This is a genomic window from Desulfovibrio sp., from assembly GCA_016208105.1.
Lineage (GTDB): Bacteria > Desulfobacterota > Desulfovibrionia > Desulfovibrionales > Desulfovibrionaceae > Fundidesulfovibrio.
Window position 1 is genome coordinate 206,862 of the sequence record JACQYS010000008.1, and the last position, 13,089, is coordinate 219,950.

The 13,089-nt window shown below is 59.4% G+C and carries 14 protein-coding genes; 11 read left to right on the forward strand and 3 right to left on the reverse strand.

The features are described from left to right. Positions 1 to 28: 28 nt before the first annotated feature. Positions 29 to 682 (reverse strand): DNA alkylation repair protein, encoded by a 654-nt coding sequence (locus HY795_03785; GenBank protein MBI4804337.1) that lies wholly within the window; start codon positions 680 to 682, stop codon positions 29 to 31. A gap of 123 nt (positions 683 to 805) precedes the next feature. Then, positions 806 to 1,756 carry a hypothetical protein gene (locus HY795_03790; protein ID MBI4804338.1) on the reverse strand — a complete coding sequence of 317 codons (951 nt, stop codon included), beginning with the start codon at positions 1,754 to 1,756 and terminating at the stop codon, positions 806 to 808. 341 nt (positions 1,757 to 2,097) lie between these two features. Here HY795_03790 and HY795_03795 point away from each other — a divergent pair, with 341 nt between their 5' ends. From HY795_03795 to arsB, 11 genes are all read left to right on the forward strand, one after another. After that, positions 2,098 to 2,739 carry a CerR family C-terminal domain-containing protein gene (locus tag HY795_03795; protein MBI4804339.1) on the forward strand — a complete coding sequence of 214 codons (642 nt, stop codon included), beginning with the start codon at positions 2,098 to 2,100 and terminating at the stop codon, positions 2,737 to 2,739. Next, positions 2,736 to 3,836, forward strand: a complete 1,101-nt coding sequence (locus HY795_03800) for an efflux RND transporter periplasmic adaptor subunit (GenBank protein ID MBI4804340.1) — start codon at positions 2,736 to 2,738, stop codon at positions 3,834 to 3,836. Before HY795_03795 ends, HY795_03800 begins: the two co-directional genes overlap by 4 nt. Beyond that, positions 3,808 to 7,338, forward strand: coding sequence for an efflux RND transporter permease subunit (locus HY795_03805; GenBank protein ID MBI4804341.1), 3,531 nt, complete (start codon positions 3,808 to 3,810; stop codon positions 7,336 to 7,338). The genes HY795_03800 and HY795_03805 overlap by 29 nt, the downstream gene beginning before the upstream one ends. A 254-nt stretch (positions 7,339 to 7,592) precedes the next feature. Beyond that, positions 7,593 to 7,991, forward strand: coding sequence for a winged helix-turn-helix transcriptional regulator (locus HY795_03810; protein ID MBI4804342.1), 399 nt, complete (start codon positions 7,593 to 7,595; stop codon positions 7,989 to 7,991). 3 nt (positions 7,992 to 7,994) lie between these two features. Next, complete coding sequence (locus HY795_03815; GenBank protein ID MBI4804343.1) at positions 7,995 to 9,182, forward strand: permease; 1,188 nt, start codon at positions 7,995 to 7,997, stop codon at positions 9,180 to 9,182. Positions 9,183 to 9,197: 15 nt separating this feature from the next. Further along, positions 9,198 to 9,437: a TM0996/MTH895 family glutaredoxin-like protein gene (locus HY795_03820; GenBank protein MBI4804344.1), complete on the forward strand. Its 240-nt coding sequence runs from the start codon at positions 9,198 to 9,200 to the stop codon at positions 9,435 to 9,437. A gap of 19 nt (positions 9,438 to 9,456) precedes the next feature. Then, on the forward strand, positions 9,457 to 9,882 hold the full coding sequence (locus tag HY795_03825) for a putative zinc-binding protein (protein MBI4804345.1): 426 nt from the start codon (positions 9,457 to 9,459) through the stop codon (positions 9,880 to 9,882). Then, the gene (locus HY795_03830; GenBank protein ID MBI4804346.1) at positions 9,879 to 10,253 is read left to right on the forward strand and encodes a thioredoxin family protein; all 375 of its coding nucleotides are present in this window, start codon (positions 9,879 to 9,881) and stop codon (positions 10,251 to 10,253) included. The genes HY795_03825 and HY795_03830 overlap by 4 nt, the downstream gene beginning before the upstream one ends. Positions 10,254 to 10,265: 12 nt before the next feature. Beyond that, positions 10,266 to 10,973: a cytochrome C biosynthesis protein gene (locus HY795_03835; GenBank protein ID MBI4804347.1), complete on the forward strand. Its 708-nt coding sequence runs from the start codon at positions 10,266 to 10,268 to the stop codon at positions 10,971 to 10,973. A gap of 101 nt (positions 10,974 to 11,074) precedes the next feature. Then, positions 11,075 to 11,476 carry a rhodanese-like domain-containing protein gene (locus tag HY795_03840; GenBank protein MBI4804348.1) on the forward strand — a complete coding sequence of 134 codons (402 nt, stop codon included), beginning with the start codon at positions 11,075 to 11,077 and terminating at the stop codon, positions 11,474 to 11,476. A 40-nt stretch (positions 11,477 to 11,516) separates the two neighbouring features. After that, on the forward strand, positions 11,517 to 12,605 hold the full coding sequence (gene arsB / locus HY795_03845) for an ACR3 family arsenite efflux transporter (protein ID MBI4804349.1): 1,089 nt from the start codon (positions 11,517 to 11,519) through the stop codon (positions 12,603 to 12,605). An 11-nt stretch (positions 12,606 to 12,616) separates the two neighbouring features. On the opposite strand, the gene HY795_03850 is transcribed toward arsB, so the two are convergent. Continuing rightward, entirely contained in the window at positions 12,617 to 13,060 is a 444-nt protein-coding gene (locus HY795_03850) for a DUF3124 domain-containing protein (protein ID MBI4804350.1), read from the reverse strand. Positions 13,061 to 13,089 lie beyond the last annotated feature (29 nt).

A 13,089-nucleotide genomic window follows, 5' to 3' on the forward strand; every position in this document is an offset into this window, starting at 1 on the left:
GGCAGAGCCCTGCGAATCCTAAACTTTCCTAGCTATTCCCCAGTTCACGCAGCGCGTCCCGGGCGATCCATCTGGCGGATTTTGAATCAAGCAGCAAAAGTCTTTTGGCCGAAGCCACAGCCTTCAACCGCAGATTCTGGTTTCGTTTTCCGATCTGGCGCAGAGCCCAGTTCACGGCCTTTTTCACGAAGTTTCGTTCGTCGTATGCAGTTGCCTCGATCAATTCCAGGAGTGGTAGGAACTCCTTGTCCTGGGCGGCCTTGTCGTGAACGGCTAGTTGAGCCATAAGCGAAAACCCGGCTCGGCGCACGAACTCTTCAGGCCGAAGAGCCCAATCTGACGCCAAGAGCCACGCATATGGGGTCTTCACCACCAGCTTGTTGCAGAATTGGTCCGTTATATCCCAGGAATCGAGGTCTTGAACCCAGCGCGCAAGCTGTTCCAGACTTGCCCGCCCAGGATCCTCTATGAGGCAGGCCAGGATGCGGGCTTCGTGTACACCGGTTTCCCAGAGTTCCTCTGCCAGGGTATGGTCTCGTCTGTACTCCCGGGCAAGTGGACGCAGGGACGCCATGCTCACCCCGCAAGCATTGGCCACGTTTATGCCGAAACGAGCCATGCCTTGCCGATTCTTCTCGCTGCCAAGGGCCTTTAGGGTGTCGAGAATCTCGCCCGCAGTCATCGCGATTCCTAACTCGATGTGGCCGTCTGAGCGACGGTTTACGATGCGCCTTCGTCCAGCTGCCGGATCGACTCTACCACCCACGTGCCCCACGCCTTAATGCCAGCATACCCTGCGGCACCACTATCCCGCATAGTAATAGGCCACGCCCACGACAAGAAGGCTCGCTGCCCGGAAGCTCTGGTTGTGTACGATGAGCTTCATGGCCAGGGCAGGCTTGAAGATGCCCGCATAGTACGGGAACTGGTGCCTGAAGGCCCGCATGGGAGTTGAGAGCAGATTTCCGATCAAAAGGGCCAGCACCACGTCCTTCACCGGCAGCTCGCCCCCTTGCAGAAGCGCTCCGGCAGCGGCCAACCCGGCAGTGAACTCGGCGGCCATGCCAAAGACCACGATGGAAGCCGCCTTGGGCGAAAGCCAGTCCATGAAGCTCAAATTGTCCGCGATGAATTTCTCGGCTGCCGCGAAAAAACCCCAGGAATTGAGCCCAACCATGGCCGCGTAGATGGGAGCTGTAATCAGACAGATCTTGGTTATACGCTTCTTGAATCTTTGCCAGCTCTTGCGCAGGGCCTCATTCAAGGTGGGGCCCTTCTCCGGGAGCTGGCACTCCACGCACCCTTCCGGAAGAGGCGGCAAGAGCACCCTTCCGGCCAGGACGATGCCCAGAGAGCGCAGCAAGGCCGCGCCCAGGGTCATGCCCACGTAGATGACGGCCGACGTGCCAAGAAAAGGCACGGTCACGAAGATCATGGTGGGCAGGTGCAGGAAATAGGTGGGCAGGGAATTAAAGAGGTTGGCCAGGATCAGCTCCTTGTCCGTGAGCCTGCCTTGCTGGTGCGCCTCGGACAGCATGGTGTTGGCCGCCATGCCGGAAAAAAAGGCCATGGAGAAGCTTGCCCCCACCACATCCTGCATGTGCCCGGCCCTGATGAGCGGGCTGGCGAACCGGGCCAAAAACCTGGTCCAGTTGAGGGTTTCGATGAGGTTCGCGGCGAGAAGGCTCAAGGAGAGCGCACCAAGCAGCTTGAGAAGCGGCCACGCAGTGGAATGCCAGATGGTTTCAAGAGTCATGGGAGAAGGATGATAGCCGCTCAGGCACGCCTTGCCAACGGGCAGCATGACGGTCCGCTACTCGTCACCAAAGTCCTCACACCCGCAGTCCTCTTCCGTGTCCGGCGGTGTTTCATCGCAATCGTCGTAACCCCCAGGGTCAATGTCCGCATCATCTCTTTGCCCCGCCCTGTTCGGGTGTTTGGTCGAAGAAACGGTTTCTTTGGCCCCAAGTACCTGTTGAACCGACCCATCTTTCCATTTTTTTAACGTACCCGAATCAATTCCAGGGAGGAATCATTGACATCCTTCAAACCACGATTTAAACACTGTTTAAATCACAGCTTGAAACGAGGTTTGCCATGGACCTGAGCGACACCACAAAACGCATTCTCGAAGCCGCCATCGAAGTATTTCTTGAGAAGGGATACGACGCGGCCACCATTCGCGACATCTGCGCCAAGGCCGAGGCCAACGTGGCGGCTGTGAACTACCATTTCGGGTCCAAGGACGCCCTGCACGCGGCAGTGCTCGAGCACATCATGCTCGCCTGCCACGAGCGCTATCCCATGCACGAGGGGATGGAGCGCTGCAAGGAACCTGAAGAGCGCCTGCTCAGGTTCGTGGTCAATCTCCTGCGCATGGATTTTCCCGAAGACCCAAAACTCGCCCGGGAATCCAAGCTCTTCTGGATGGAGATGGGAAATCCGAGCCCGGCCCTCAAACCCTTGGTGGAGCGCTTCATGCGCCCCATCAGGGACATGCTGGAGGCTATACTCAGGGAGAACCTGGGGCCAGGAGCAGATGACGAAACCGTACGGCTGTGCGCCGGGTCCGTGGTCGGCCAATGCTTTTTCCATGCCCAGAACCGGGTGATCATAAGCGAGCTCTATCCGGACAAGACCTATCATCCGCACGATGTGGACCAATTGGCCAGACACATATTCCTCTTTTCCCTGGCGGGAATCGAGGCCGTGCGCCAGAGCATCCGGAGGCAGGCATGAACAGGTTCATGATTTTTGCCCTTCTCCTTGCTGCATGCTCCTGCGCGCAGGAACGCCGCATCGAAAAGGCTCCACTGGCCGTGTCCGTGCAGCCCGTGGCCGCTGTGGCAGCCACTTCCGGAGAACAGTCCGCCCTGGCCAGCAGGTATACGGCTGTGCTCGCTCCCCGTGAGCTGGTGAACCTGGCCTTCAAGGTCCCGGGCTATGTGGAGGAAATCTCTCCTAAGGCCCTGGACAAGGGAAGCAGGGTGCAAAAAGGGCAGGTGCTCGTGAGGCTTCGGGAAAACGACTTCAAGGCCAAGCTGGCCCAGGCCCGGTCGAGCCTGGACGAAGCCAAGGCCTCCCTGGTTCTGGCGCGCAGGGACCAGGAGCGAAACGCCAAGCTCATTCAAGGGGAGGTGATCTCGCGCAGCGAGTTCGACCGCACCCAGGAGCGTCTGGAAGTGGCCCAGGCCAAGGTCGCCCAATACGCGGCCGCCCTGGAGCAAGCCGAGATAAATCTACGCGACGCGTCCCTGGCCTCCCCCATGAACGGCCTTGTGGTTCGCCGCGACGTGGAACGCGGAAGCCTGGTGAACCAGGGGAGCGTGGCTTTCGTGCTGGCCGACCTCTCCTCCGTGAAAGCCGTGTTCGGCCTGCCTGACCAGGACATCCCGAGGGTTGGCCTCGGGAGCGGCTTGACCATGACCACTGACGCCCTGCCCGGCAGGGAATTCACCGGCACGGTCACGGCGGTCTCTCCGTCGGCCGACCCCAAGAACCGCACCTTCGACGTGGAGGTGACCATCCCGAACCCGGAAGGCATATTGAAGGACGGCATGGTCGCCAGCGTGAACAAAAGTCCCGACAACCAGCGCCCGTCCCTTGCGGCCGTACCGCTGCACGCCCTGGCCCGCCCCAAGAGCGGGAGCGAGTTCGTGGTCCATGTCCTCTCCGAAAAAAACGGGAAGACATACGCATCAGCCAGGACCATCACCGTGGCAGGAGTGGCCGGCGACATGGTGACCATCGTGTCCGGCCTCGCTCCCGGCGAAAAGGTCATCACCAGGGGAACCACCTTGGCCACGGATGGCCAGGAAGTGCGCATCATCCGCTAGGCAGGCATCCTCCATGCTCGATAAACGCAACATGGCCCGCTTCTTCGTGGAGCACCGCCACGTCTCCTGGGTGCTTCTCGTCGCTGTGCTGGCCTGGGGAGTCTTCGGCTACGTCAAGATGCCCCAGCGCAAGGACCCGGAGATTCCGGTGCGCGTGGCCGCCGTTCTGTGTCCGTGGCCGGGGATACGCGCGGAAAAGGTCGAGGAGCTCGTCACGCGGGTTATCGAGCAGCGCGTTGCCGAGAACGACAAGGTGGACAGGGTGGAATCAGTGACTCGAACGGGCATGTCCGTGGTCACGGTGAAGCTCCGGGACGAACTCTCGCAGACCGGGGAAGTCCTGGACGACATCAACCTGAAGCTGGCCGCAATCAGGAACCTGCCGGACGGGGCGGGACCGGTGACGTTCATAAAGGACTTCGGCGACACGGCCACACTGATGCTCACCGTGGCCTCTCCCAAGGCCGGTCAAGCCGAGACCGCCCTGCGGGCTGTCCAGGCCAGGCGCATTATCGAAAGGCTGCGCCAGGGCATGGGTGAACCGAGGATGTCTATGGTTCTGGTGGTTCCCCCCGGAGTTCCCCAGGCCCAGGTGGAGCGCAAGCTGGCATTGTTCGAGCGGCATCTTGCCACCAATACCATGGTGTCCGACGTCCGCACTGGATCGGAACCCGGAGTCGTGGTCGTGGACGTGGCCACGAAAACAAGTCCGGTGGAATTTCGCGATCTCATCATGCGCTTCGCCCACGAAGGGATCAGACATTCCGAGCTCAACCCTGACCTGTGGTCCCCGATCATAGTCGCTGATCCAGCCCAGACAGAAGAACTCATTTCATCCCAGGCAGGGGACAAATTCACTTACAGGGATCTGGAAAGCTTCACGGACACAATAACCCGTACGCTGCTCGGCGTGCCCGAGGTGGCCAAGGTCACCCGCTGGGGAGTGCGGCAGGAAAGCCTTTTCCTTGAATATTCCCAGGAACGCCTGGCTTCCTACGGTGTCCAGCCCTGGCGTATACGGGACGCTTTAGCCGGACGAAACATTACTCCGAACGGGGGTGTGGCTGATTTTGGCGGACGCAACGTGGCCCTTGAGCCCACTGGCGAATTTTCCTCGGAAAAGGAGCTGGGGGGGACGCTTGTGGCCAACGGCCTCTATCTGCGCGACCTGGTGGAATTGGAACGCAGCTACGAGTCCCCGGCAGACACTATAAACCGCTACTCCTTCCGGGACGACACAGGCCGCTGGGCCAACGGGAAAGCCATCACCCTGGCCGTCACCATGCGAGCCGGGGAACAGATCGGCAGGTTCTCATCCTCAGTGGACAAAGCCCTGGACGGCCTCAAACAGCGCCTCCCCGAAGACCTGATCATGGCCCGCACTTCGGACCAGCCCAGGCAGGTGACCGAAAGCGTGTCGCTCTTCATGAACAGCCTCTACGAGGCCGTCATCCTGGTGGTCCTGGTGGCGGCCATCGGTTTCCGGGAATGGCGTTCGGCCCTGCTCATGGCTCTGTCGATCCCAATCACCTTATGCATGACCTTCGGCATGATGCACATGCTTGGCATCGACCTGCAGCAGATTTCCATCGCCTCGCTCATCATAGCCCTGGGACTTCTGGTGGACGACCCCGTGGTGGCCGGCGACGCAATCAAGCGCGAACTGGCATCTGGAATTCCTCGCCTGGAAGCGGCCTGGACTGGCCCCACCAAGCTTGCCAAAGCCATCCTTTATGCCACCATAACCAACATCGTGGCCTATCTGCCCTTTCTTCTCCTCTCAGGCGACAAGGGGCGTTTTCTGTACAGTCTCCCGGTGGTGGTCACCTGCTCGCTCGTGGCTTCGCGCATCGTGTCCATGAGCTTCATCCCCTTTCTCGGCTATTATCTGCTGCGTTCGTCGAAAGATTCACCCCGGCCTGACCAGGGGTTCGCCAAGCTCTACTACCGGCTGGGCGGCTGGCTCATCGACAACCGGTGGAAGGTGCTGGCCGTTTCCCTGGTTCTCGTGGGAGCCGGTTTTTTTGCCAAGAGCCTGTTGAAGCCCATGTTTTTCCCCATCGACCGCTCTTACCTCTCCTACGTCGATGTGACCCTGCCCGAGGATTCACCCATCGACCTCACCGCGCGGACAACCGTGGAAGTTGAACAGGCCATTGCCCGTGCGGCTGATGATTTCGGTGTAGCGAACAAGGACTATCCCGACCCGCTAATGTCCATGACCACCTTCATCGGAGGAGGCGGACCACGCTTCTGGTTCTCTGTGACGCCTGAACTCAAAAAGCCCAATTACGCCCAGATACTTCTTCAAGTGCAAGACAAGCGCGTCACTGAGCTCTTCTGCGATCCCTTGCAGGCCAGGCTGCAGGCGGTGATCCCGGGAGCCCGGGTGGATGTGCGCCGACTCGAGACCGGCCCGCCTGTGGGCATCCCGGTGCAGATCCGTATCTCAGGCGAGGACGAGGAAGCGCTTCGCATGCTGGCGGAACGCATGAAGACGATATTGCTGGGTCTTCCCATGGCCGACAGGGTCAGCGACAACTGGGGATCCTCCAGGTTCACGGCCCGCATAAGCATTGATCCGGACCGGGCCAACCTGGCCGGAGCCACCAACCAGGATGTTGCCCGCTCCACGGCCATGGCCATGAACGGGCTCACGGTGACTAGCCTGCGCCAGGGCAGACTCTCCTTTCCCGTTGTTCTGAGACTCCGCGGAGAAGAGCGGGGCAAACTCTCCGACCTGGCAAACCTCTACGTCTACCCGCAATCCTACGAACACAAAGTCCCCCTTACCCAAGTGGCAGACATCACCTGGGGGATGTACACGGAACGCATTGCCAGGCGCAACCACTTCCGCACCATCACCGTGTCCTGTTTTCCTTTGCCCGGTGTTTTGGCCTCAGAGGTGATTACGGTCGCCATGCCCGCCATCAAGGATCTGGAGTCGGATATGCCGCCTGGGTGTTCGCTTGAAATCGGAGGAGAGCACGAGGAGCAGGTGAAGGGGTTTGCTGAAATGGGCATGGTCATGGCGGTTTCCGTGGCAATGATCTATCTGGCCCTGCTTTTTCAGTTCAAGAACGCGGTGAAGCCGTTGCTGGTGTTCGGGGCCATACCCTATGGGGTGGCCGGGGCCTTCGCCGCCCTGGCGATCATGGGCCAGCCCTTCGGTTTCATGGCCTTTCTTGGCATAGCAAGTCTTATCGGAGTGATCGTGAGCCATGTGATCGTGCTCTTCGATTTTATCGAGGAAAGGCTCCATGCCGGCGAGCCCCTGCGCCAGGCCATCCTGGATGCCGGCATCCTGCGGCTTCGTCCGGTGCTCATCACCGTGGGAGCCACAGTGACGGCGCTTTTTCCCTTGGCCAAAAACGGCGGTCCGCTCTGGGAGCCCATGTGCTACGCCCAGATCGGCGGGCTGGCTGTTGCCACCTTCGTCACATTGCTCATGGTGCCGGTGCTCTACGCCATCGCGGCCTTTGACCTGAAAGCCTTTAAATAGTCTCCGTCGTTCATCTGCTTTGATCCCCACCCCAGCCATCACGCCTATCTGTGTTACGCCGGGTGGCGCAACTCCGCATTGGTGGGTTACTGCGCGAGACTAGGGTTTTCTGCTCGTCCGCCCCTCAAGTGTTTTCTCCCGGTATCGCCGGGGATTGAACCCGCCATACACGACTGGCTTCACAGACGACTTTCACATTCGGCTTTACAGAACCCTAAAAGCGTCATATCGTCATATCGCGATATGGGGGTATTATGAAATCATTCACCAAGGCGGCCAAGGCCCTGGGCGATCCGGCCCGGGTTAAAATTCTCAAGATGCTCGAGGTAAAGCCCTTATGCGTATGCGTGGTTCATTTGGTCTTAGGCCTTGCCCAATCCACTGTCTCCAAGCACCTGAAAGTACTGGAGGAGGCCGGCTTGGTGGTCTGGACACGCAAGGGAGCCTGGGTCCATTATTCGCTGGCGCCAAAAGACGGCAGCCACGCCGGACGCATGCTGGCGCTGCTGTCCCAATGTCTTGAAAACGATCCCGAAATCATGTCGGTCCGCGAGGCGGTGTCCAAGGTGAGCGACGGCCCGTTTCTTAAAGCTGTGGCCGACCAGGGCCCATCTCAGGCCGCGTGCGGATCAGGCGAGAAGAACCGGTGGTGATCCATGAAACCATTAGATGACACGCTCCAAAAAAGGCCGCCCGCTCCTTCTCTGGGGGATCTGCGGCACTCACCGTCCGGTGATACTTCTACGGCCGACGCTTCGAAGCTCGCTGACAAGCCTGACGCTGGACCAGCTGCAAACCGGGCCGACAAGAGAGATGCCCACCCCTCGACCACGCGACTCATCCTCACAATAATCGCCGCACTTGTGGCCTGGTCCGGAATCTATGCCCTTCTGCCGTCCTTGGCTCGTTCGCTTGCCTTCGGACTGCTTGGGCTCGAGCCCACATCCCGGCTCGGCCAGGCCGTGGAATTCTTCCTCTACGACACTCCCAAGGTGCTCCTGCTCTTGGCGCTGGTGGTGTTTGCCATAGGAATCGTGCGTTCCTTCTTCACCCCGGAACGAACCCGGCGCTTCCTGGCCGGTAAGCGAGAATTTTCCGGGAATGTGCTGGCGGCCCTGCTGGGCATTGTCACCCCTTTCTGCTCCTGCTCTGCGGTGCCGCTGTTCATCGGCTTCGTAACCGCCGGAGTGCCGCTTGGCGTCACCTTCTCCTTTTTGGTGTCGGCTCCCATGATCAATGAGATCGCCCTGGTTCTCCTCTACGGCCTGCTCGGCTGGAAGATCGCCGCCTTGTACCTGGTGACGGGTCTTGCCGTGGCCATTGTCTCCGGGTGGGTTATCGGGCGTTTTGGCATGGAGGCCCACATCGAAGACTGGGTGCGACTTGTGCGTGCCGAGAACGGCCAGTCCATGGAGCAGGCTCCCATGGGTGTGCACGAGCGGGTTCGCTACGGCCTGGACTGCGTTCGCGACATCCTGGGCAAGGTCTGGCTCTATGTGATCCTGGGCATCGCCGTTGGCGCGGGCATCCACGGATACGTCCCCGAAGGTTTTCTGGCCGGCATCATGGGCCGAGATGCCTGGTGGTCCGTTCCAGCGGCCGTTCTTATCGGCATCCCCATGTATTCCAATGCAGCCGGAATCGTCCCCGTGGTGCAGGCTCTCTTGGAAAAGGGAGCCGCCCTGGGAACGGTGCTGGCATTCATGATGGCCGTCATCGCCCTGTCCCTGCCGGAAATGGTCATCCTGCGAAAGGTATTGAAACCGCGCCTCATCGGTACCTTCATTGCCGTGGTTGGCTTGGGTATCCTGCTGGTCGGCTATTTGTTCAACTTCATCGTTTAAACTCCAGGTGAAATCATGATCATTAGCGTACTGGGCCCCGGTTGCCCGAAGTGCTCCGAAGCGGAAAAGATCGTCCGGGCTGCGGTTGCCGAATCCGGTGTGGACGCTCAGGTTGAAAAAGTGACCGACTTCCAGAAAATTGCGGCCATGGGAGTTTTCTCCACCCCGGCGGTCGCTCTTGACGGAAAGGTGATGTGCACGGGACGAGCGCCCGCCAAGTCCGAAGTTCTGGCCTGGCTTGCATCACAATCATAAAAAGAAAGAGGAAAGCGATATGAACGCAACATGCTGTTCACAAAATGGCGAAGTGATGCTTCTGGCTTGTTCCGGAGGGTCCAATGTGGGCCAGTTGACCAATCAGGCGGCTGTGGAACTCACCCGCGAGGGGTTCGGCAAAATGTACTGCCTGGCCGGAGTCGGCGCGAAGCTCAAAGGTTTCGTCAAGGCCACGGGGGAGGCCCCGGAAATTCTCGTGCTGGATGGATGCCCCGTGGGCTGCGCCAAGGCGATCATGGAGAACGCCGGCCTGCCCATGGGCGCCTATATGGTGGTTACGGAATTGGGCATAGACAAAGTCAAGGACCGGGCCCTGGCCCTCTCGACAGAGGACTTGGAAACCGTGAAACAGGCCGCCCGGAGCATGAAAGACGCCTCCGCTGTAAAACGCACCTGTGGTTGTGCCTGTGGAGGTGCTGAGTGAAGTTTACAGCCTTTGCCTGCTCGGCCGCGCTTTTAGTCGCATGCTCCCTTTTCTCCCAGGCATTGGCCGCCCCGCTTCCGGAGGTTCCGGCCAAGAATACGGTGACCATGCTGGACCTGGGCGCCAAGTCCTGCATCCCCTGCAAGATGATGATCCCTATCCTGGATGCCGTTGAGAAAGAATACTCAGGCAAGGCGGCTGTCATATTCATCGATGTGTGGGAAAATCCGGACCAGAGCAAGAAGTACGGATTGCGGGCGATTCCCACCCAGATCTTTTATGACCGGCAAGGCAAGGAGGTCTTCAGACACGAGGGATTCTTCGACAAGAAGTCCATATCGGAAGTTTTGGACAAGCTGTTGGCCCAGTAGAGGCGCACTATAATGCTTGACCAACTCTTTTTGACCATCAACGCCTGGATGGTGGATAGTTTTGCCATCGCTGCCGTGGGCTGCTTTCTCTGGGGCGTGGTGAGCGTGCTTTTCAGCCCTTGCCACCTGGCCTCAATTCCTCTCATCGTAGGATATGTAGCCGGGCAGGGGCGACTCATACAAGGGCGGGAGGCCGCCAAGTACTCGCTTGCCTTCACAGGGGGCCTTTTTCTGAGCATTGCCGCGGTTGGCGTGAGCTGCTCGCTGATGGGTCGCATGCTCGGCGACATTGGCCCCTACTGGACCATCCTCGTCGGGGCTGTTTTGATCTGGGTTGCCCTGGATATGCTGGGCGTGGCCAAATGCACCATCTCCGGCGGGCTCATGGGCCGCATGAAGGTTAAAGGCCACTGGGGAGCGTTTCTGCTTGGCCTTGCCTATGGGGTTTTATCGGGCTCATGCACCTTCGGCTTCATTGCGCCCATTCTGGCAATCATCACCATCCAGCAGAAAATCATGACAGGTGTGGCGCTCGTTGCCTTGTTCGCCTTGGGCCACTGCCTGCCCATTGTAGTGGCTGGCAGCTCCACGACCCTTGTTCAACGTTGGATGGAAGCCGGCCCCATCCGCCAGGGAGGGGTATGGTTTCGTCGCACTGCTGGGCTGATGATCGGGCTTATGGGCGTGTATTTCGCAGCCAGGCCTTTCGTTGGCGTGTAAAGCGGTACGCCATCCACATTTTCAACACCAAGGAGACGACCATGAGACCCATACACCACGTGATTCTGCTCTTGGCCTTCCTCTGCCTAACCACCCCAGCCATGGCAGCTGAACCTCAGAGCCTGGACCGCTACGTCCGGTCCTTCGACTATGCCGCACGCAAGGAAATGAAATGTTCCGGCAAGGAACTCTTGGCCATGCTGGCCAAGAATGAGGCCGTGCTCGTAGACATCCGTTTTCCTGAAGAAAAGCAGGCTTGGGACATGAACTTCGGCCTGCACATTCCGCTTAACGAACTCCCGAACCGCCTGAACGAGCTGCCCAAGGACAAGATCATCGTCACGGCCTGCCCGCATATGGACCGCTCGAACATCGCCATGGTCTACCTGCGCACCCAGGGCTACACTTCACGCTATCTCGTCGATGGCCTGGTTGGGCTCACCGAACTTCTGCGCGGAGACGCGGCCCGTGATTTCATGGACGCCCTAAACAAGAAGAAGTAATTTCCACCTGGCGAATCCTGCAAACCTTCATGGAGACACCATGTCTGACGTAACAAAACGCCTCTCCTTTCTCGACCGCTGGCTGACCCTGTGGATCTTCTCGGCCATGTTCGCCGGGGTGGCCATCGGCTATCTTTACCCCGGCGTCCGAGGCATTCTGGACCGCTTTCAGGCAGGAACCACAAACGTTCCCATAGCCATTGGGCTTATTCTCATGATGTACCCACCCCTGGCCAAGGTGCGCTATGAAAAGCTCGGGCAGGTTTTCAGGGACTGGCGTGTTCTGATGCTCTCCCTGGTGCAGAACTGGCTGATCGGGCCGGTCTTCATGTTCATTCTGGCCGTGGCTTTTCTCTCGGGGCAGCACGAATACATGGTCGGGCTCATTCTGATCGGCCTGGCCCGGTGCATAGCCATGGTCATCGTCTGGAACGACCTGGCCCAGGCCGACCGCGAATACTGCGCCGGGCTGGTGGCCTTCAACTCCATCTTCCAGGTGCTGTTCTTTTCGGCTTATGCGTGGTTCTTCATCGGAGTGCTGCCCGGCTGGATTGGTCTTACGGGGATGGATGTGGCCATCTCCATGGGGCAGATCGCCGAGAGCGTCTTCATCTACCTGGGGATTCCCTTCATTGCCGGCGTGCTCTCGCGGGTGGTGGGGATAAAGGCCATGGGCATCGAGTGGTACGAAACCAAGTTTATACCTAAGATCAGCCCGATCACGCTCATCTCCCTTTTGTTCACCATCCTGGTGATGTTCTCCCTCAAAGGCGAAGCCGTGGTGCGCCTGCCCCTGGATGTGCTTACTATCGCAGTGCCGCTCTGCGTATACTTCCTGGCCATGTTCGCAGTCTCGTTCTGGCTCTCCAAAAAGGCCGGAGCCACTTATGAACAGTCAGCCACCCTGTCCTTCACGGCCGCATCCAATAATTTCGAGCTGGCCATCGCCGTGGCCGTGGCTGTCTGGGGGATCGATTCCGGCCAGGCCTTTGCCGCGGTCATCGGTCCCCTGGTGGAAGTGCCTGTGCTCATCGGGCTGGTCAATGTGGCTCTGTGGGTCCGCAGGCGATACTTCCCCCATGCCGTCACCACGCCCATGGGGGTGTGCCACGTCTCCTGCAAGCCGTAGGACCTGCTGGCTCACTCCACTGCCAGGGCTATCCCGTGGCTGGAAAAGGAAATGCCCTGCTGGCCGGTGGTGCCGATCATGACCGCTTCCACGAAAAGCGGATTGGCCGGAGGATCAGCCGACCAGAGCACAATGAAGTTGGCCCCGGAACCACCTGCGGTGTCGGTCTGACCCACGATGAATTCCCGGGTCATGAGGGGGGCCATTTGCACGGGCGTATCCAGATAGCGCCTGACGAGCTTGCCGGCAGTGTCATAAAAATCCACTGCGGTCAGCGTCACGCTGCGCTTGGGGTCGATGTTTCGCACCGAGAGCGTGATGGTAAGGTCTATGGGGCGGGTTCTGATGCCATGGTAGATTTGCGAATAGCACGGAACATAGACAGCCTGGCCGGAGATAAGCTCGGCCCCGGAGGCTTGTCCGGCCAGAAGGCAAAGAACCAAGGCTAACACCATTGCGGCCGGACGGATCGTACTGTTCATCG